The following is a 20900-nucleotide window of genomic DNA, read 5'->3' on the forward strand; positions in this document are numbered from 1 at the left end:
GAATTTTTTCATGAAAAGGCGATCAATAGTTTGACGTTTACGCAAACGTCAATATTTTGTAAGACGATGACCAAGGCCGGCGCGATCCGGCTATCCGAATGGGAGAAATTGAGAGATGCCAGTCTACAAGGCCCCGGTGAACGATACGCTTTTCGTTTTGAACGACGTGCTGGGCCTCGAACGCTACAACAATCTTCCCGGGTTTGCCGATGCGACGCCCGATATGATCGAGGCGATCCTCGGCGAGGCCGCCAAGGTGGCCGAAGAAGTTCTTTTTCCGATCAATTATTCCGGCGACCAGGAAGGCTGCAGACGTCAGGACAACGCCAGTGTCTCGACGCCGAAGGGCTTCAAGGAAGCCTATAATGCCTATCGCGAAGGCGGCTGGATCGGCCTTGCCGTGCCGGAAGAATTCGGCGGCCAGGGGCTTCCCTATACGCTGCATGCCGCCGTCGGCGAATATACCTCCGCCGCCAACATGTCGCTGATGATGTATCCGGGCCTGACGCAGGGTGCGATCGCCGCGATCCTCGTCCATGGCACGCAGGAGCAGAAGGAAACCTATCTGCCGAAGATGGTCGACGGTTCATGGTCCGGCACCATGAACCTGACCGAGCCGCATTGCGGCACCGATCTCGGCATGCTGCGCACCCGGGCGGTGCCGCAGAACGACGGCAGCTACAAAATTTCAGGCCAGAAGATCTTCATCTCTGCCGGCGAGCACGATCTGACCGACAACATCGTTCATCTGGTACTGGCTCGCATCGAGGGGGCCCCCGAGGGCACCAAGGGCATCTCGCTCTTCATCGTCCCGAAATACCTGGTCGGCAAGGACGGCGCTCTTGGCGACCGCAATGCCGTGTCCTGCGGTGCGATCGAGCACAAGATGGGCATCCACGGCAACGCCACCTGCGTCATGAATTACGACGAGGCGACCGGCTTCCTGATTGGCGCCGAAAACCGCGGCCTCAATGCCATGTTCGTGATGATGAACGAGGCGCGCCTGATGGTCGGCCTGCAGGGCATCGCCATTTCCGAAATCGCCTATCAGAATGCCGCGAATTATGCCCGCGACCGCATCCAGGGCCGCTCGCTCTCCGGCGTCAAGGCGCCGGATAAGAAGGCCGATCCGATCATCGTCCATCCCGATATCCGCCGGACTCTGATGACCATTCGCGCCTTCAACGAGGCCGGCCGCGCCTTTTTGCTCTGGACCGCGCTGAAGTCCGATATCGCCCACCGCGCCACCGACGAGAAGGAGCGCCAGACCGCTGACGACATTCTCGGCCTCGTCACCCCGATCCTCAAGGGTGTGATGACCGACAGGGGCTTCGACCACGCCGTCATGGCCCAGCAGGTCTTCGGCGGCCACGGCTATATCGAAGAGCACGGCATGAGCCAGTATGTGCGCGATGCCCGAATCGCCATGATCTACGAAGGCGCCAACGGCATTCAGGCGCTCGATCTCGTCGGGCGCAAGCTCGCGCTCAACGGCGGCCGCGCCGCCATGGCGCTGTTCAAGGAAATCGGCGATTTCTGCGAGGAGAACCGCAACGACGAAAAGCTCTCCTTCTTCACCAAGCATCTGAAGAAGGGCTTGAACGACGTCCAGGCCGCGACCATGTGGTTCATGCAGAACGCCATGGCCAAGCCCGACAATGCCGGCGCCGGTTCGACCGATTACATGCATCTCTTCGGTCTCGTCGTTCTCGGCTATATGTGGGCGAAAATGGCGAAAGCCGCCGAGGACGGCCTTGCCTCGGGCGATGCCGCCCGCGAGGATTACCTGAAGAACAAGCTGACCACGGCGAAATTCTTCATGGAGCGGATCATGCCGGAAGCCGCCCTTCGCAAGGCCCGCATCGAAGCCGGCGCCGACACGATGATGGCGCTGGCCGCGGAAGCGTTTTGAGCCGGTTCTCCCTCCCCCTTGTGGGGAGGGTTTGGGGGTGAGAAAGCGGTCGGCGCAGCCGACGAAACGATCCGGTGAATCGTTTCGAGCGCCGAACGCCCTGAGCTTAAAACGAAGGGCTATTTGGTCTTCGCAGAATTCAAAGGCGCGTCTGCGCCATCAGGGAGACGAGACAATGACCGAGGTTTTCATTTACGATCACGTCCGCACGCCGCGCGGCCGCGGCAAGAAGGACGGCGCCCTGCATGAGGTGCCTTCCGTCCGCCTCGCCGCCAAGACGCTGGAAGCGATCCGCGACCGCAACGGGCTCGATACGACAACCCTCGACGACATCATCATGGGCTGCGTCGACCCGGTCATGGATGCCGGCGCCGTCATCCCCAAGGCTGCCGCCTTCGAAGCCGGTTATTCCACCCGTGCGCCCGGCATGCAGATCTCTCGCTTCTGCGCCTCCGGCCTCGATGCCGTCAATTTCGCCGCCGGCAAGATCGCCCAGGGCGCCGACGACATCGTCATCGCAGGCGGTGTGGAAAGCATGTCGCGTGTCGGCCTGGGCATGTCGGGCGGCGCCTGGTTCATGGATCCGTCGGTGAATTTCCCGGCCTATTTTATGCCGCAGGGCGTCTCGGCCGATCTCATCGCCACCAAATACGGCTTCAGCAGAACCGATGTCGATGCCTACGCCGTCGAGAGCCAGAGGCGCGCCGCCCATGCCTGGCAGCAGGGCTGGTTCGACAAGTCGGTGATCCCGGTCAAGGATCAGAATGGCCTGACGATCCTGGATAAGGACGAGCACATGCGCCCCGGCACCGAAATGCAGGCGCTTGCCTCTCTCAACCCCTCCTTCCAGATGCCCGGCGAGATGGGTGGCTTCGAAGCCGTCGGCATCCAGGCCCATCCCGAGATCGAGCGGATCAACTACGTCCACCATGCCGGCAATTCCTCCGGCATCGTCGATGGCGCCGCTGCGGTGCTCCTGGGATCGAAGGCTGGCGGTGAGAGCATGGGGCTGAAGCCGCGTGGCCGCATCAAGGCTTTCGCCAATATCGGCTCCGATCCGGCGCTGATGTTGACCGGCCCCGTCGACGTGACCGAAAAGCTGTTGAAGCGGACCGGCATGAGCCTGTCGGACATCGACCTCTTTGAGTTGAACGAGGCCTTCGCCGCCGTGGTGCTGCGCTACATGCAGGCCTTCGACATCGATCACGACAGCATCAACGTCAATGGCGGTGCCATCGCCATGGGCCATCCGCTCGGCGCCACCGGCGCGATGATCCTCGGAACCGTGCTGGACGAGCTTGAACGCCGCGACCTCAACACCGCGCTGGTGACGCTCTGCATCGGCGCCGGCATGGGCACGGCAACGGTTATCGAACGCGTTTGATGGGATCGCGACCCTCTCCACAAGGGGAGGGGCTTCACCGCAAGAGAATTCAGGGAGAGGAATTCCCAATGAGCAGCTACACCAATTTCACGGTCGAAACCGACGCCGACGGCATCGCTCTCGTCACCTGGGACATGCCCGGCAAATCGATGAATGTCTTCACCGCCGAGGTGATGGAGGAGCTCAACGCCATCATCGACGCGACGACCGCTGACGTCGCCGTCAAGGGCGTCGTATTCACCTCAGGCAAATCCTCCTTCTCCGGCGGCGCTGATCTTTCGATGATCAAGTCGATGTTCAGCTGCTACCAGGAGGAGAAAGCCAAGAATCCGGAGACGGCGGTGCAGACGCTGTTTGGTCTGGTCGGCCGCATGAGCGGCCTCTTCCGCAAGCTCGAAACCTCCGGCAAGCCCTGGGTGTCGGCAATCAACGGCACCTGCATGGGCGGCGCCTTCGAACTGTCGCTTGCCTGCCACGGCCGCGTCGCTTCCAATGCCAAGAGTGTTAAGATCGCGCTGCCCGAGGTCAAGGTCGGCATCTTCCCCGGCGCCGGCGGCACCCAGCGCGTGCCGCGCCTCGCCAATGCCCAGGATGCGCTGCAGATGATGACGACGGGCCAGTCGTTGAGCGGTTCGCGCGCCAAGGCGATGAACCTGGTGCATCAGGTGGTCGGGCCGGATCAGCTGATCCCCGCCGCCAAGCAGATGATCAAGGATGGCCTGAAGCCGGTCGCCCCGTGGGACGAGAAAGGCTTCAAGCTGCCGGGCGGCGGCATCTGGACGCCGGCTTCCGCCCAGCTCTGGCCGGCCGCGCCGGCGATCCTGCGCCGCGAGACGTCGGGCAATTATCCGGCAGCGCTCGCCATCCTGAAATGCGTCTATGAAGGCCTGCAGGTGCCGTTCGACACCGGTCTGAAGATCGAGCAGCGTTATTTCACGGAGGTGCTGCAGACCCGGGAAGCTTTCTCGATGATCCGCTCTTTGTTCATCTCCATGCAGGAGCTCGGCAAGGGCGCACGCCGCCCGGCCGGTATCCCGAAGACGGAGCTGAAACATGTCGGCGTCGTCGGCGCCGGCTTCATGGGCGCCTCGATCGCCTATGTCACCGCCGCCGCCGGCATTCCGGTGACCCTGATCGACCGCGATATGGAAGCGGCCGCCAAGGGCAAGGCCGTCTCCGAAGGGCTCGTTAAGGATTCGATCGGTAAGGGAAGGCTGACGCAGGACGAAGCGGCGGCCCTGCTCTCCCGCATCACGCCTTCGGCCGATTACGCCGATCTCGCCAATGCCGACCTCGTCATCGAGGCCGTGTTCGAGGATCGCGAAGTCAAGAAGGCTGTTATCGAGGCGGTCGAAGCAGCGCTACCCGAGGGCGCGATCTTCGCCTCCAATACCTCGACGCTGCCGATCACGGGCCTTGCGAAGAATTCGAAACGCCCCGCCGACTTCATCGGCGTTCACTTCTTCTCGCCAGTCGAAAAGATGATGCTGACGGAGGTGATCCTCGGAGGCGAAACCGGCGACAAGGCGCTCGCCGTGGCGCTCGATTATGTCGCGGCGATCAAGAAGACGCCGATCGTCGTCAACGACACCCGCGGCTTCTTCGTCAATCGCTGCGTGCTGCGCTACATGTCTGAAAGCTACGACATGCTGATCGAGGGCGTGCCGCCCGCCATGATCGAGAATGCCGCCAAGATGGCCGGCATGCCTGTGGGGCCGCTGGCTTTGAACGACGAGGTGGCGATCGACCTTTCGCTGAAGATCCTCAAGACGACGGTCGCCGATCTCGGCGAAAGGGCTGTCGATCCCAGGCACATGGAGCTGATCTCCCGCATGGTCGAAAAGGAAGGACGCTTCGGCCGCAAGAATTCCAAGGGCTTCTATGACTATCCGCCGAAACCGGCGAAGAAGTCGCTCTGGCCTGAGCTGAAGAGCTTCTATCCGCAGAAAAGCCCGGACGAGGTGGACGTCGCCATCCTCAAGCGACGTTTCCTCGTCACCATCGCGCTCGAAGCCGCCCGGACGGTCGAGGAAGGCATCGTCACAGATCCGCGCGAAGCCGATGTCGGCTCGATCCTCGGCTTTGGCTTCGCGCCCTACACCGGCGGGGCGCTGAGCTATATCGATGGGATGGGCGTAAAGGCATTCGTGGAACTGGCGGAAAAGTTAGCGTCGGCTTACGGAGAGCATTTCAAGCCGACGCCACTCTTGAAGGATATGGCCGCCAAGGGTGAGACGTTTTATGGGCGGTTCGATCCCTATGCAGGAGCGAAGGCGGCGGCGTAATCTGTTTTTGCTATCGTTTCCGCCAAACGTAGCCACCCTCTGCCGGGCAGGGCAGAGGGATGCCGGGTCACGGCGCAAAAGAATCCCGCGCTTTCTCCAGTTCGCCGAATTCCACTTTTCCTTGCCGACGCCTTGCCGCGGACACAATTTCCGATTACACCCGTGCACATCGATCTTGCTAGATGAACTTTGAAACGGCGCTCGCGTCGTTCCTGGCGACCTTCCTCCAAAATCGGTTTTCATCGCCGTTCGGTATTTCCGGGCTGCAATCTTCTATGAGCGATTCGAAAGGATATCGTCATGAACACAGGTACCGTAAAGTGGTTCAACGCAACCAAGGGCTTCGGCTTCATTCAGCCGGACGACGGCGCTGCCGACGTTTTCGTCCACATCTCGGCCGTTGAACGCGCCGGCATGCGTGACCTCAAGGATGGCCAGAAGCTCTCCTACGATCTCGTCCGCGACAACAAGTCCGGCAAGATGTCGGCAGACCGCCTCCAGGCGGCCTGAGCCTTCAAAGGCTTGAATATCATCTCCATATCGTGACCACGGATGTACTGGCACGGTTCGTCGAGATGGCGGGAAGGTCGGGTTAGCCCGGCCTTTTTTCGTTTCCGGTCGACGGCGGGCGCATTATCACGGGGCGAATTGCTCAACTGCCGGACGCCTCGTCCACCTCCATCGCCTCTATTGCCCGCGCCATGACAGCCCGCGCCACATCGAGCTCGGCTGAGGTAAACCCGGCGCCGAGCTTGTTTGCCCATCCGGCCTGCGCCACCTCGATCGCCCCCAGCCGTGCCGCCCCGTCCGCCGTCAGTCGCACCAGCTTGGCGCGCTGATGCTGCGGGTTGTCGGCATAGGCGATCAGCCCTTCGCTCTCCAGCACGTCGGTCAGCCGCTGAACGCCCTGACGAGCGAGGCCGAGCGCGCGGGCGATCTGCGCCACCGACAGGTCGCCGCGCCTTGCCGCGGCGAGCACCTGCCAGCGCGCACTGGTCTGTCCTGCAGGCTTCGCCAACCGGTCGCCGGCCGCCGTCAGGTGAGCGGCCAGACGCAGGGCCGTGATCGCGAAAGCGGAAAAGGCATCCGCTTCCAACGTTCGCTCCGGCCGATTCTGTTTGACAACATGTTGTCTATTCTGTATCTCATTCATAATGACAACACATTGTCATACTGACATGCTGAAGGCAACGCCGATGGGGAGATCGCCATGAAGAAGACTTACAGGGGAAGCTGCCATTGTGGCAAAGTGCACTACGAGGTGGATATCGACCTCGAAGCCGGCACCGGCCGCTGCAATTGCTCGATCTGTGCCAAGCGGCGCTATTGGGGCGCTAACGTCAAGCCCGAGGATTTCCGATTGATGTCCGACCCGGCGGAGACATCCGATTACCAGTTCAACACGATGAGCGGCCATCACCGCTTCTGCCGCACCTGCGGCGTCCCCGCCTATGGCGACGGTTATGTCGAGGCGATCGGCGGCGCCTATGTCTCGATCAACATCGCCTGCCTGGATAATATCACGCCGGAGGAACTGGCGGGGCTGCCGGTTCGTTACGCCGATGGCAGGCACGATGCCTGGTGGAACGAGCCCGCAGTGACGAGTTATCTCTGAAGTAATTCCGGTGGAACGCAGCGATCTTGCATCCGAAATTGCCGAGAGTGAAATGCATCATTGTCGGATCGTTCTCCTGCCGCTCGTCCTCTGTCCATAGCGGAAAAGGAGAACGGCCGTGAACGACGAAGCAAATGTTAGGCACGAGGAAGAGGCGGTCATCGCCATGCTGATGATGCGGGCCAAGGCGCTGGGGGAAAAGAACGCCGAGGAGGCGCTTTCCTACGAGGCCGAAGATTCCGTGGAATTTTCCCTGGCGCCGCCGCTGGTCATCAACGGCAAGGACAAGGCAGGCCTGCAGGCCTGGTTCGACACCTGGGAAGGCCCGATTGGCGGCGAGGTGCGCGATGCCAAACTGACGGTCGGCGAGGGTGTCGCTTTCTGGAGTGGCCTCACGCGGATGACCGGGACGAAGACCGATGGCACCGAAGTCGATCTCTGGTTCCGTCAGACCCTCGGCCTCGTCAAGCAGGATGGCCGCTGGCTGGTCGCCCACCAGCACGCCTCGGTGCCTTTCGCCATGGATGGCAGCGGCCGGGCACTGCTGGATCTCCAGCCGTGAACACTCCCTCCGGAATTAGGCCGCATTCTCCGCAGTCTTTCCTCGGCCGGCGCGAAGGGCCACGATGCCGACGCCCAGCAACAGCAGGATCGCCGTCGCATAAATGTCCGTCGTCACTTGATAGCCGGCGGATTTCGCCAGGAAGCCTGCCAATATCGCCGGCAGGCTGAAGGCGAGGTAGCTCTGCACGTAGAAGGCCGACAGCAGTCCGGCCCGCTCGTCCGCTTTGGCAAGCGGCATGATGCTGCCGAGCGAGCCCAGGAAATTGGTGCCGAAACCGGCGCCGGTAAGAATAGTGCCGATCAACAGCAGCGGCACATTGGCGAGATGCACGCCGGCGACGACCGTCAGGATGCCGAGCGTCTTTGCCGATACGCCGAAGCCGAGATTGGCCGTGGCCGTCCTGCCGCGCCTGAGATAGACGGCGATCGCGCCGCTCGCCGTCAAAGCCGCGACGACTGCTCCGCCCGTCAGCGGTGCGGCGCTGCCGGTCGTGGTAGCGACTAGGGAGGGGACCAGCGAAAGGTAGAAACCGCCGACCGTCCAATTGGCGATATTGATCGGCGTCACCAGCGAGAGCGGCCGCCTCGCCTGCGGCGGAATGGAAACGCGCGGGACCAGCGAGCCGACAACGCCGGGGCGCGTGCCGCCGCTCTCGGGGATCAGCCAGATGGCGGCCGCCTGCAACGCGAAGGCGACGAGCAGCAGCGCATAGACGAGATGCATCGGGAAGGGGCCGTACTGAATCAGGGCGCTGGTGCCGACCGCACCCAGCGCCATGCCGGAAAGCGGTGCGATCGAATTGACGATCTGTCCCTTCGCCCGGTCGACATCGACAAGGGCTGCTCCGAGCGAGGCGCCGGCGATGCCGGTGGCAATGCCCTGGACGATCCGCGCCGCGATCAGCCAGCCGGGGCCGCTGGCGACGACGAATAGGATGATGGCGACGATTTCGAGCAGCAGGGCGGAAAAGATTACCGGCCTGCGGCCGAGATGATCTGAGATCGAGCCGGCTGTCAGCAGCGCCGCCAAGAGCGCGAAGGCATAGACGGCGAAAATAACGGTGATCAGCACCGGCGAGATCGCGAAATTCTCCTGATAGATCCGGTAGAGCGGCGTCGGCACCGAGGAGGCGCCGAAGAAGGTGGCGAGCGTCAGCGCATGGAAACCGATCGAGGGGCGCGGCGCATTCTCTGTGGATTTGGCTGCGGCGAACATATATAAACCCCTTAAAGCTAACCTGTTGCGTTAGCTCGATGTAGGGTGGATGCGCCGCAAAGGCAAATTATTTGCGTTTATGCTCCTGTCAAAGATTTTGAACCATCGATGTCAGGATGAAGGTCGGGTTGCAGGCATGGCAGTGAAAGAGAATCTCCGTCCGGGCGGCAGAAGCGCCCGGGTCCAGGCGTCGGTGCACAAGGCGGCACGCGATCTGTTGGCTGAGATGAACCGCGCCGAGGTGACGATCCCGCTGATCGCCGCCAGGGCAGGCGTGACGCCGTCGACCATCTATCGCCGCTGGGGCGACCTGCAGGAGCTTCTCGCCGATGTCGCCGTCGAGCGGCTGCGGCCGGATATGCAGCCGGTCGACGCCGGCAGCGGCACGGCCGATCTTCAGGCCTGGGCCGAGCAATATGCCGAGGAAATGTCCTCCGGGCCGGGCCGCGAGATGATCCGCGACGTGTTGGCGGCGCAGGCCGGCGCCAACGCCTGCAAATGCTGCGAATATACGCGACAGCAGATCATCGTCATCGCCAACAGGGCAAAGGGGCGGGGCGAAACCTTCCCGGACGTCGATCTTGTGATGGATCAGGTTGTGGCGCCGATCATGTACCGCATCCTGTTTGGCGAGGTGCCGGATACTGCGCGGGTACGCGATCTCGTCTCTCGCGTCATCAGCCCGGCCGGCTGAGCTTGCCGGCTATTCCGCAGCCGCGCGTTTGAGGCCGGATATCTGGGTGATATAGGCGCGCAGCGCCGCCGGCCGTACCGGTTTGTGCTGAACGGCGATATCGTGCCGCTCCGCCTCGCTGCGCACTTCAGGCGTGCGGTCGGCAGTAACAAGCAAGGCGGGGATGTCGATGCCGAACTGCCGGCGCAGATGCAGGATTGCGGCAAGGCCGGTGCCGTCGTCGAGATGATAGTCGGCGATGGCAAGATCCGGCGGCCCATCCCGGCCGTCCATGGCGATCACCTCGGCAAGGCAATCAAGCGCCGTCACCTCGCAGCCCCAGCCGCTGAGCAGCAACCGCATGCCTTCGAGGATCTTCGGCTCGTTGTCGATACAGAGGATTTTCAGTCCCTTGAGCGGCTGCCCCGGGCGGTCGGCGGGGGCGACGGCTGCCGCAGCCTCGGCCGGGCGTGAGGCGTCGAGCGGCATGGAAATGCGAAATTCAGTGCCCCTCCCATGCGTCGAGAGCAGCTCGACCGGATGGTTGAGCACGCGGGCGATGCGGTCGACGATCGAAAGGCCGAGCCCGAGGCCGGAAGCAGTCTTGGCGCCTTCATCCAGCCGCGCGAATTCCTTGAACACGGTGCGGAATTTCGATGGCGGAATGCCGATGCCGGAATCGATCACCTGGATGATTACCTGGTTGCCGCGCCGCCGCGCCCCGACCAGCACCTTGCCGGTGATCGTGTATTTTATGGCGTTGGAGACGAGGTTCTGCACCAGGCGGCGCAGGAGGTTCGGGTCTGAGCGGACCCTGAGCGATGTCGGCATGACCACCAGCTTCAGCTGTTTCTCACGGGCGATCGGCGCAAAATCGGTCTTGATCCGCTCCAGGAGGTCGGAAAGCGCGACCGAAGCGAGCCGCGGCCGCATGGCGCCGGTATCGAGCCTGGAGATGTCGAGCACCGCGCCTAGAATGGTTTCGACCGATTCCAGGGCTGAATCGATGTTGCGCACGATCGGGCTGTTGTCGGATTGCGCCATGCGCTCGACCAGCGCCGAGGAATAGAGCCTGGCGGCGTTGAGCGGCTGCAGAATGTCGTGGCCGGCGGCGGCGAAGAAGCGCGTCTTGCCGATATTCGCCTCGTCGGCAGCCGCCCGCGCTTCGGCAAGTTCGCGGTTGACGCGGGTGAGTTCCGCCGTGCGTTCGGCGACGCGCTGCTCCAGCGTTTCATTCGCCTGCTTCAATGCCTGGTCGGCGCTGACGCGCTGGGTGATATCGGTGAAGGTGGCGACGATGCCCTTATCGGGCATGGCGTTGGAGCGCACCTCGATGATCCGCTCGCCGCCGCCGAGCACCAGGGCGAAGGGTTTGTCGAGCGTCAGGAAGTGCCGCACCGTCTGGTTGAGATCGCCCGGCGCGATGTCGCCGCGCTGGCTGAGTGTGGTAACGATCTCCGACAGGGGAAAGCCGACCTGGCCGGCACTCTCGGGCAGCTCAAGCAGTTGCCGGAAGCGTCGGTTCCAGATCGTCAGCCGGTTGGAACTGTCGAAGACGGCAATGCCCTGATCCATCTGCGACAGCGCCGTCTGCAGCATGTCCTGGTTATATTGCAGCGCTTCGCTTGCCTGGTCGAGCAGCCATGCGGTGTCGGACGAGGCGTCCTCGATCTTCTGCAGAATCAGCGATAGCACCAGCCTTGCCGAGGACGAGCCGATGGCGCTGCCGAGCAACTGTTCGCTGAAATGGATCAGCGCCATATCGGCCTGCTGTTCGTCCTCCAGCTTGCGGCCGGAACTTTGCTCATAGGTCGTGAACGAGCGCTGCATGCGCTCTTCGCCGAGATAACGCGAGATCGCCGCCTTGAGATCGCCGACGCTGATGCGGGTCTTCCAGCCGCGCGTTGCAAACTGCGATCGCGAATGCCGCTTGACGAAGATGCCGGCCTGGATGCGCTCCAGCGGTCGGGCATTGCGGGTGAGCGAGCCGACGATGAAGAAGGCGGTGTTGACGAGCAGGCTCATGACGGTCGCATTGACCAGCGGGTCGGCGTCGGGCGCGGTAAACAGCGTCGCGCCCGGAAAGATGAAGCCGAGCACGGCGCTCGCCACATAGGAATAGTCGGGACCGCCGAGCGACGGCAGGAACAACAGATAGACCCAAATGGTGAAGCCGGAGGTCAGGCCGAGGATGGCGCCGCGCGCATTTGCCCGCCGCCAGATCAGCCCACCGAACAGCGCAGGCGCGATCTGCGCGATCGCCGCAAAGGACAACAAGCCGATCGAGGCGAGCCCGGCGGTGCTGTCGGTCGAGCGGTAATAGGCATAGCCGAACAGCAGCACGGCGAAGATGGCGCTGCGGCGGATGTTGAGCAGCGTCTTGGCGAAATCGTCGCGCTGGCCGGCGCGGCCGGCAAGTTTGCGTCGCAGGAAGATCGGCATGATGATGTCGTTCGACACCATGATCGACAGCGCCACGGAATCGACGATGACCATTGCCGTTGCGGCGGAGAAGCCACCGATGAAGGTGATGAGCGAAACCACCGGCATCTGGCCGGCAAGCGGCAGCGACAGCATGTAGAAGTCGGCATTGCCAGTGCCGCCGAAGGTCAGGAGGCCGCCGATCGCCACCGGGAGCACGAAGAGATTGATGGCTACGAGATAGCTGGGAAACAGGAAGCCCGCGAGTTTCAGCTGCTTTGCCGTTCGGTTTTCGACGACGGTGACGTGGAATTGCCGCGGCAGCATGATGATCGCGAAGGCCGACAGCACGATCAGCGTGATCCAGCGGCTGATCGGCGTATGATAGCTAAGCGCCGACATGACCAGGTCGTTCTCGACGGTTTTGCTCCAGAGGTCCGCCGGGCCATTGAAGAGAAACCAGATGACGCAGACGCCGGCTGTCAGGAAGGCGACGAGCTTGACGACCGATTCCATCGAGACGGCGAGGATGAGGCCGTCCTGATGTTCCGTCGCATCCGTATGCCGCGTGCCGAACATGATGGCGAAGCAGGCAAGCACCAGGGTGGCTATGAGCGGCAGGTCGAGGAAATAGAGATTACCGCTGCCGATGCCGTAGTCGGACGGATTGACCATCGCGCTGACGGTGCTCGAGATCGCTTTCAGCTGCAAGGCTATATAGGGAATGGTGCCGATCAGCGAGATCAGCGCCACGATCGTCGCGACCGTCGGATTCTTGCCGTAGCGCGCAGCGACGAAATCGGCGACGGAGGTGAGCTTCTCCGCCTTGGCAAGCTCGATGATGCGGCGAAGCAGCGGCATGCCGAAGGTGAAGACGAGGATGGGGCCGATATAAATGCCGGCAAATTCCAGGCCGCGTTGCGCGGCAAGCCCGACACTGCCGAAATACGTCCAGGAGGTGCAATAGATCGCAAGGCTGAGCGCATAGACGACGGGCCATTCGCCTTCGAGAGCGCCCGGGCCGCGGTTCTTGCGGTCGCCGTAGCTTGCCACGGCGAACAGCAGGAGCAGATAGCCGAAGGCAGACGCGAATATGACCCAGCCTGGAAGCATTAATCCTCCGCCCGCGAAAAGCCGCCGGCACCTCCCGCAACGAAGTCAGCTTAAGGCATTTCAGGTGCCTTGAAAATTCCCGCCTATCTACACCTTAAGTCAAAGGCCTGGTGGCGACTGCGCCAGATAATTGCGATTGCCGATTGATTAATTGCAACGAAGATGTAGCTAATCGAAACAGCGGCATATCTCTGAAATGGGATCGAAGGGAGACGGATCCGATGCTCAATGAGTTCAAGGCCTTTATCGCCCGCGGCAATGTCATGGATCTTGCAGTCGGCGTCATCATCGGCGGTGCCTTCGGCGGCATCGTCAAATCACTGGTCGACGACCTTATCATGCCGATCGTCGGCGCCATTTTCGGCGGCTTCGACTTTTCCAATTACTTCCTGCCGCTCTCGTCGGCCGTCAACGCGCCCACGCTTGCTGCCGCCCGCGCCCAAGGAGCGGTGTTCGCCTATGGCAGCTTCCTCACCGTGCTCATCAATTTCCTGATCCTTGCCTGGATCATCTTTCTGATGGTCAAGGCCGTGAACTATCTGCGCCTGCAGGTCGAGCGCCAGGAAAAGACCGCACCGGAAGAGCTGCCGGCGCCGCCGGCCGACGTCCAGCTGCTGACCGAGATCCGCGATCTGCTGGCCAAACGCCCGGCCGTCTGATCGGTCTTCGGCCCGCTGTCGGGCGGGCCGTCATTCATCACGAAAATCGATATGCCATCACTTGTTATCATGGGATTTACCGGCGCAAATCCGCTATGAAGGCGGAAACCGGAGATATGCATGTCGATCGTGAAAAGCCTCAGCCCGCGCGCCATAGCGGCGCCCGAAAGCGGGATCGTCGAAGTCGTCAATTATGCCCGCGGCCGCGAAGGCTTGTTGCCGCTCTGGGTCGGTGAAGGCGATCTGCCGACCCCCGACTTCATCAGCAGGGCGGCGATGGAAGCGCTTGCATCAGGCGAGACCTTCTATACCTGGCAGCGCGGCATTCCGGAGCTTCGCCGGGCGCTGTCGGATTATTACGACAGGCATTTCGCCGTCCGCCTTCCGGCCGAGCATTTCTATGTCACCGGCTCCGGCATGCAGGCGATCCAGATCTGCGTGCAGGCGCTGACTTCGCCTGGCGACGAATTCGTTTATCTCACCCCCGCCTGGCCGAATATTGCCGCAGCCCTCGACATAGCAGGTGCCCGCTCCGTCGGCGTCCCGCTGCAGTTCGAAGGCGGCAAATGGACGGTCGATCTCGGGCGTGTCGAAGCCGCCATCACATCCGGGACCAGAGGCATCTTCATCAACACCCCTTCCAACCCGACGGGTTGGACCGCGACGAAGAAAGATCTCGGCGATATCTTGGCGCTCGCCCGCAAGCATGATCTCTGGATCATGGCGGATGAAATCTACGCGCGCTATTACTTCGCCGGCGGCCGCGCCGCCTCGTTCCTCGACGTGATGGAGCCGAACGACAAGATCGTCTTCGTCAATTCCTTCTCGAAAAACTGGTCGATGACGGGTTGGCGCGTCGGCTGGATCGTGGCACCCCCCGAAATGGGTCAGGTGCTCGAAAATCTCATCCAGTATTCGACCTCAGGCGTGGCGCAGTTCATGCAGAAGGGCGCCGTCGCAGCCCTTGATCAAGGCGATGATTTCGTCGCCGCCAACATCGCCAAGGCGGCGCGGTCGCGCGATATCCTCTGCGATGCGCTGATTGCCACCAATCGCGTCGAAACGCTGAAGCCGGACGGCGCGATCTATGCGTTCCTGAAGATCGACGGCGTTGCCGACAGCCGCAGCGCCGCCATCGATATCGTCGACAAGACAGGCGTCGGCCTTGCTCCCGGGGCTGCCTTCGGCGCCGGCGGCGAACTCTTCCTGCGTGCCTGTTTCCTGCGCGACCCCGCCCAGGTGGCGATCGCGGCCGAGCGGCTCTGCGACTATATCGTCAAGCGCTGAGAGGGCGCGGGGCACACCGTGCGGGACGATTTCGTGCCGGAATCGGCCGATCGATAAAACTGTAGCGAAGAGCGAAATCGGCCTCTAACCACGACTCTAAACATACCCGTTCAAAAGACTAACAACGGCGCCGTGATAAGAAAATTGGAAAGAAAACCGGCGCCTGATGCCCCTGCTTATAAATTGAAGCGGGGTGTGGGGCATGGCGGTTTTGGTGACGGGCGGCGCCGGATATATCGGCAGTCACATGGTTTGGGCGCTCATCGATGCCGGCGAGGATGTGGTCGTGCTCGACCGTCTCTCCACCGGCTTCCGCTGGGCGGTGGCGCCGGAGGCGCGTTTTTATCTCGGCGACGTCGCCGACCCAGACATCCTGAAGAAGATCTTCATCGAAAACGACATCGAGGCGATCATCCATTTCGCCGGCTCCGCCGTCGTGCCGGTGTCTGTCGCCGATCCGCTCTCTTATTACGACAACAATTCCGGCAGGACCCGTGCGCTTCTTTCCGCCTCGATCAGGGCCGGCATCCGCAACTTCGTCTTCTCCTCGACGGCCGCCGTTTACGGCCAGCAGCAGAGCGATCTGCCGGTGAAGGAAACGGCTCCCCTCAACCCGGAAAATCCGTACGGTCAGTCGAAGCTGATGACCGAACTGATGCTGCGCGATGCCGCCGCCGCTTACGATTTCAACTACGTCGCCCTCCGCTACTTCAACGTCGCCGGTGCTGACCCGCACCACCGCACCGGCCAGTCGACCTCCGGCGCCACGCACCTCATCAAGGTTGCCTGCGAGGCAGCGCTCGGCAAGCGCGACAGCGTCCATGTCTACGGCATCGACTATCCCACCCATGACGGCACCGGCGTGCGCGACTACATCCATGTCAGCGATCTCGCCGATGCGCATCTGAAAGCGCTGCAGCACCTGCGCAGAGACAAGGGCCCGCTCGTCGCCAATTGCGGTTATGGCAGCGGCTATTCCGTGCTCGACGTCTTGAACATGGTCACCCGCCTACACGGGCATTCCTTCAAGATCCACATGGCGCCGCGGCGCGCCGGCGATTCGGCAAGCGTCGTCGCCGACGCTTCGCTCGCCCGGCAGGTGCTCGACTGGAAGCCCCGATACGACTCGCTTGAGACCATCGTCCAGAGCTCGCTCGATTGGGAACTCTTCCTGTCGAACAGAAACGTCGACGACCTGCACAGCATCCACCGGGCACTTGCCGCTGCATCCTTCTGAGCGATGTCTATGCGAGCCGCTGCGAAGCCGCAGCGTCAGCCCGGGGGTCCCTGTCGGCCTGAGCAATCGATCGGTGCCGGGCCGGAAATGCTCTGGAGCGATGGCGCATCCTCGTCTATGCATGGTGCAGCAGATGAGGTGAACCATGCAGCACGGCGAAGTGATCATCGAACGGCGGGGCACTGCCGGCATCATCCGGCTCAACCGGCCGCGGGCGCTGAACAGTCTGACGCTGCCGATGATCCGCGCGCTCACGGAGGCCCTTCATGGCTTTGCCTTCGAATCCGATGTGGCAAGCGTCGTAATCACCGGCGAAGGCGAACGCGGCTTCTGTGCCGGCGGTGATATCCGTGCCTTGCATGAAAGCGCCCGCGCCGGTGATGATCTCTCCGGAACCTTCTGGCGCGAGGAATTCCGCCTCAACCATAAGATTGCCGTCTATCCCAAACCCTATGTCGCGCTGATGGACGGCATTACCATGGGCGGCGGCGTCGGTCTGTCCTCACACGGCCGCCATCGCATCGTGACCGAGCGTACGCGGCTTGCCATGCCCGAAACCGGCATCGGCTATGTCCCCGATGTCGGCGCCACATGGCTGCTGCCCAAGGCACCCGGCGAAGCCGGAACATGGCTCGGCCTGACCGGACTCGACATTGGTGCTGCGGATGCGATCTATGCCGGTCTTGCCGATGTTCAGATCGCTTCGTCGCGGCTCGACGCGGTGATCGATGCTCTTTGCGACCTGCCGCGCGCCAGCGCGTCAACTGAAGTCGATGCCCTGCTGCAGGGATTTTCCGAGCCACTGGGGGAAAGCCGCTTGCGGCAGAACGCCGATATGATCGACCACACATTTTCCTTCGACAGCGTCGAGGAAATCCTCGGGGCTCTCGCCAAGGAAGAGGGCGAGTTTGCCTCCGAGACGCGCCGGGTACTGCTCAGCCGGTCGCCGACCAGCCTGAAACTCGCTCTGCGGCTGCTGAGGGCCGGCCGGCGCAGCGCTTCGCTCGCTGAATGTCTTCGCCGCGAACTCGGCGCCTGCCTGCAGATGCTGGATAATCCCGATTTCTTCGAAGGCATCCGCGCCGCTGTCATCGACAAGGACCGCAATCCGAAATGGTCACCGGCATTAGTCGAGGCCGTGAAGACGGAAACGGTCGAACGTTTCTTGGAACCGGCCGACCCGCCGCTTTCACTCTGACGCTATCATCCTCTGAACGCCGAATGCGCGGGACCGTGCGTCGGGTGAGAGCCTTTTGCTTCCTGTTGCCAGTCTCTTCAATACCAAATCTCCGGCGCGACACGCCGAAACCATAGGCCGCCCTGTCCTAAAGCCTAGCTTTCTCTCTCCCTTGACCCGATCGACCGCCAGATACGCTTCGGCATAGTGTCCGCGACGTGACCCATACGGACATCTCTCGATCAAAACAGGAGCGCATCATGTCGCAGGCAGAAGCAAGAACCCGAACGACTGGTCAGCAGGAGCCTGGCAGTCCGAAACATGAAGAATTGGTTCCGTCGCGCTACGCGGTACGGACCGGCGAAATCGAAGTGCTGATCATCAGCGATGGTGTGCTGCCGCTTCCAACCGCGATGCTGGGACATAACGCCGACGCGGCCGACCGGGCGGTCTGGCTGGATGATATGTTCCTGCCGCGGGACGCTTTCGACTGGGCGCTGAACGTGGTCCTGGTGCGCAGCGGCGGCCAGACCATCCTCATCGACGCAGGCTTGGGGCTGGATCCGGACTTGAACTTGCCGCGCGCGGGTCAGTTGATCAAGCGACTGGAAGGCGCCGGCATCGATCTGGCATCCGTGACCGACGTGGTGCTGACGCACCTGCACATGGACCACATCGGCGGGCTGCTGGTCGAAGGGGTCAAGGACCGACTGCGCCCAGACCTCAGGATTCACGTGGCGGCTGCCGAGGCGAAGTTCTGGGAAGCGCCCGATTTCAGCCACGTATCCATGCCGCCCGGCTTCCCTGACGCGCTCCGTGCGACGGCAAAACGTTTCCTGAGCGAGTATGGCAGCCATCTGACGCTGTTCGACGAGCAATCCGAGGTGGCGCCTGGTGTGGTGGCCCAACGCACCGGCGGCCATACTCCCGGACATAGCGTGGTCCGCCTGGCGTCCGGCGGCGACCGGTTGACATTCGCAGGCGACGCCATCTTTGCGGTCGGGTTCGAGCACCCCGACTGGTACAATGGTTTCGAACATGATCCCGAAGAAGCGGCTCGTGTCCGCCGCGATCTTTTGCAAGAGCTGGCGGCGACCGGTGAACAGCTGGTAGCCACGCACCTGCCGTTCCCGTCCGTCGGCCGGGTGGCGGTGGACGGCGAAGCCTTCCGTTGGGTGCCGGTCTTCTGGGACTATTGAGCGCCGAACCAAAGAGCGTTGCATAGAGCCAATCTATGCAACGCGATCTATCGCCACATGCCGCGCATGCGGGCGCCGACGTCGATGCGCACCTGGCGCGCTTGCGCCTGAGCGGCGGCTTCCGACTTCACCTGCGGCCAGCTGCAGGCCTCGAAAAACTGCAGCAGTGTCGCGGGAATAAAGCGGCTGCGCGAAGCATAGACGTGCCGGTCGCCCTGGGCGTTCTGCCCATAGGTGAAGAAACGTTGCGGCACGACGAGGTCGAGACCGTCCCGGGCGCGCGTCATCGCCACGTAGAGCAGCCGGCGCTCCTCCTCGATCTCGGCGGTGGTGCCGACCGCAAGATCGCTCGGAATGCAGCCGTCGACGACGTTCAGCATGAAGACTTTCGTCCATTCCTGGCCCTTGGCGGAATGGATGGTCGACAGGATGAGATAGTCCTCGTCGAGAAGCGGCACGCCGGCTTGATCGCTGGTCGCATCCGGCGGATCGAGCGTGAGCTCGGTGAGGAAACGTTCGCGGGAGGCATAACCCCCGGCGATCTGCTCCAACTGCAACAGATCGGCCTGCCGTGTCGAAGCGTCCTCGTGCAGCCGCTCCAGATGCGGCGCATACCATTGCCGCGCCAGCTCGATTTCCGCCGGCCAGCCGGCCTTGCCGGATTTCAGCTCCTGCAGCATCGAAACGAAGGCGGTCCAGTCCTCGCCGGAGCGTGGCGGCGCTGGCATAGACGCCAGAGCAGACAACGGGCTCGCATCCTCGGCCATCAGATCGAGCGCCTTCTGCGCCGTCGACGGCCCGACGCCCGGCAGGATCTGCATCAGCCGGAAGCCCGCCACCCGGTCGCGCGGATTGTGCGCAAAGCGAAGCGCGGCCAGCATGTCCTTCACATGCGCGCTGTCGAGAAACTTCAACCCGCCGAACTTGACGAAGGGAATGTTGCGGCGGGTCAGCTCGACCTCCAGCGGCCCGCTGTGGTGGGCGGCGCGGAAGAGCACGGCCTGCTGCTTGAGCTTCAGGCCTTCCTCGCGATTGTCGAGCACCTTGTCGGCGACATAACGCGCCTGCTCGGCCTCGTCCCGCACAGAAACCAGGCGCGGCCGCTCCGCCGATTGCCGCTCGGTCCAGAGATTCTTGGTGAAGCGCTCGGAGGCGAGATCGATGACGGCATTCGCCGCCGCCAGGATCGGCTGCGTCGAGCGGTAATTGCGGTCGAGGGTGACGATATCGGCGGCCGGGCTGAAGGCGGCGGGAAAATCGAGGATATTGCGAACCGTCGCCGCACGGAAGGAATAGATCGACTGCGCGTCGTCGCCGACGACGGTCAGCCCCTGTCCCTGGGGCTTCAGCGCCAGAAGGATCGAGGCCTGCAGCCTGTTCGTATCCTGATATTCATCGACGAGCACATGGTCGAAGCGGCTGCCGATATCCTCGGCAATCACGCTCTCGCCGACTATCTGCGCCCAGTAGAGCAGGAGGTCGTCGTAATCGAGCACGTTCTGAGCCTGCTTCGCCTCGACATAGCAGGCGAAAAGCTCACGCAGCTGTTGCTCCCACGCCGCGCACCAGGGAAAGGCGTCGCGGAGCACCTGGTCGAGCGCGGTTTCCGAATTCACCGCCCGGGAATAGATGGCAAGGCAGGTGCCCTTGGACGGAAAGCGGCTTTCCGTCTTTGAGAAGCCGAGATCGTGCCGGATGAGGTTCATCAGATCGGCGCTGTCTTCGCGGTCGTGAATGGTGAAATCGGCATCGAGGCCGATCTGTTGGGCATAATCGCGCAGCAGCCGCGCGCCGATGCCGTGGAAAGTGCCGGACCAGTTGAGCGCATCGGCCATGATGCCGGCATTCGAACCCAGCACATCACGGCAGATGCGCTCGACGCGCCGCGCCATCTCGGCGGCCGCCCGGCGCGAGAAGGTCATCAGCAGGATGCGGCGCGGATCGGCGCCCTTGACGATCAGATGGGCGACGCGATGCGCCAGCGTGTTCGTCTTGCCGGAGCCGGCGCCGGCAATGACCAGCAGCGGCCCGGCAATATGACTGCCGTCGGTGAGCGTGCCGTGCTCGACGGCCATGCGCTGCTGGGGATTGAGCTTTTCGAGATACATCCAGCCGTCCGGTCGGGCTCCCGCAGAATCACTGCGAGAAGATTAGATGT

16 protein-coding genes are annotated in these 20900 nt (G+C 62.6%); 12 read left to right on the forward strand and 4 right to left on the reverse strand.

The genetic code is table 11. The features are described from left to right. The first annotated feature begins 115 nt into the window (after positions 1-115). The 4 genes from PH551_RS13415 (at position 116) to PH551_RS13430 (ending at position 6091) form a co-directional block, all read left to right on the forward strand. Positions 116-1912, forward strand: coding sequence for an acyl-CoA dehydrogenase C-terminal domain-containing protein (locus PH551_RS13415; RefSeq protein WP_285193360.1), 1797 nt, complete (start codon positions 116-118; stop codon positions 1910-1912). Positions 1913-2087: 175 nt separating this feature from the next. Further along, the gene (locus tag PH551_RS13420) at positions 2088-3296 is read left to right on the forward strand and encodes an acetyl-CoA C-acetyltransferase (protein ID WP_285193362.1); all 1209 of its coding nucleotides are present in this window, start codon (positions 2088-2090) and stop codon (positions 3294-3296) included. A 68-nt stretch (positions 3297-3364) separates the two neighbouring features. Then, positions 3365-5581, forward strand: a complete 2217-nt coding sequence (locus PH551_RS13425) for a 3-hydroxyacyl-CoA dehydrogenase NAD-binding domain-containing protein (RefSeq protein ID WP_285193363.1) — start codon at positions 3365-3367, stop codon at positions 5579-5581. 300 nt (positions 5582-5881) lie between these two features. Further along, a complete protein-coding gene (locus PH551_RS13430; RefSeq protein ID WP_011423929.1) occupies positions 5882-6091 on the forward strand; it encodes a cold-shock protein in 210 nt (69 codons plus the stop codon). 142 nt (positions 6092-6233) lie between these two features. Here the strand turns inward: PH551_RS13430 and PH551_RS13435 are convergent, their stop codons facing one another. Continuing rightward, positions 6234-6734 carry a MarR family winged helix-turn-helix transcriptional regulator gene (locus tag PH551_RS13435; protein WP_285193364.1) on the reverse strand — a complete coding sequence of 167 codons (501 nt, stop codon included), beginning with the start codon at positions 6732-6734 and terminating at the stop codon, positions 6234-6236. Positions 6735-6791: 57 nt separating this feature from the next. Here PH551_RS13435 and PH551_RS13440 point away from each other — a divergent pair, with 57 nt between their 5' ends. Together PH551_RS13440 and PH551_RS13445 are read left to right on the forward strand one after the other, a co-directional pair. After that, positions 6792-7196: a GFA family protein gene (locus PH551_RS13440; protein ID WP_285193365.1), complete on the forward strand. Its 405-nt coding sequence runs from the start codon at positions 6792-6794 to the stop codon at positions 7194-7196. Positions 7197-7314: 118 nt separating this feature from the next. Then, positions 7315-7758: a YybH family protein gene (locus PH551_RS13445; protein ID WP_285193366.1), complete on the forward strand. Its 444-nt coding sequence runs from the start codon at positions 7315-7317 to the stop codon at positions 7756-7758. Positions 7759-7773: 15 nt separating this feature from the next. Here the strand turns inward: PH551_RS13445 and PH551_RS13450 are convergent, their stop codons facing one another. After that, entirely contained in the window at positions 7774-8976 is a 1203-nt protein-coding gene (locus PH551_RS13450) for an MFS transporter (protein ID WP_285193367.1), read from the reverse strand. A gap of 136 nt (positions 8977-9112) precedes the next feature. Between PH551_RS13450 and PH551_RS13455 the strand changes: the two genes are divergently transcribed. Next, positions 9113-9670, forward strand: coding sequence for a TetR/AcrR family transcriptional regulator (locus PH551_RS13455; RefSeq protein ID WP_285193368.1), 558 nt, complete (start codon positions 9113-9115; stop codon positions 9668-9670). A 9-nt stretch (positions 9671-9679) separates the two neighbouring features. Here the strand turns inward: PH551_RS13455 and PH551_RS13460 are convergent, their stop codons facing one another. After that, positions 9680-13183, reverse strand: coding sequence for a PAS domain-containing hybrid sensor histidine kinase/response regulator (locus PH551_RS13460; protein ID WP_285193369.1), 3504 nt, complete (start codon positions 13181-13183; stop codon positions 9680-9682). 221 nt (positions 13184-13404) lie between these two features. On the opposite strand from PH551_RS13460, the gene mscL reads away from it, so the two are divergent. From mscL to PH551_RS13485, 5 genes are all read left to right on the forward strand, one after another. Continuing rightward, positions 13405-13842, forward strand: coding sequence for a large conductance mechanosensitive channel protein MscL (gene mscL, locus PH551_RS13465; RefSeq protein ID WP_285193370.1), 438 nt, complete (start codon positions 13405-13407; stop codon positions 13840-13842). A 120-nt stretch (positions 13843-13962) separates the two neighbouring features. Then, positions 13963-15129, forward strand: a complete 1167-nt coding sequence (locus PH551_RS13470) for a pyridoxal phosphate-dependent aminotransferase (protein ID WP_285193371.1) — start codon at positions 13963-13965, stop codon at positions 15127-15129. Between the two features lie 202 nt (positions 15130-15331). Continuing rightward, positions 15332-16366, forward strand: a complete 1035-nt coding sequence (gene galE / locus PH551_RS13475) for a UDP-glucose 4-epimerase GalE (protein ID WP_285193372.1) — start codon at positions 15332-15334, stop codon at positions 16364-16366. A gap of 145 nt (positions 16367-16511) precedes the next feature. Next, entirely contained in the window at positions 16512-17564 is a 1053-nt protein-coding gene (locus tag PH551_RS13480; protein ID WP_285193373.1) for an enoyl-CoA hydratase/isomerase family protein, read from the forward strand. A gap of 239 nt (positions 17565-17803) precedes the next feature. After that, the gene (locus PH551_RS13485; RefSeq protein WP_285193374.1) at positions 17804-18742 is read left to right on the forward strand and encodes an MBL fold metallo-hydrolase; all 939 of its coding nucleotides are present in this window, start codon (positions 17804-17806) and stop codon (positions 18740-18742) included. A 47-nt stretch (positions 18743-18789) separates the two neighbouring features. On the opposite strand, the gene PH551_RS13490 is transcribed toward PH551_RS13485, so the two are convergent. After that, positions 18790-20850, reverse strand: a complete 2061-nt coding sequence (locus tag PH551_RS13490; protein ID WP_285193375.1) for an ATP-dependent helicase — start codon at positions 20848-20850, stop codon at positions 18790-18792. Positions 20851-20900 lie beyond the last annotated feature (50 nt).

The sequence above is a fragment of the Rhizobium atlanticum genome (assembly GCF_030182485.1).
Taxonomy (GTDB): Bacteria; Pseudomonadota; Alphaproteobacteria; order Rhizobiales; family Rhizobiaceae; genus Rhizobium.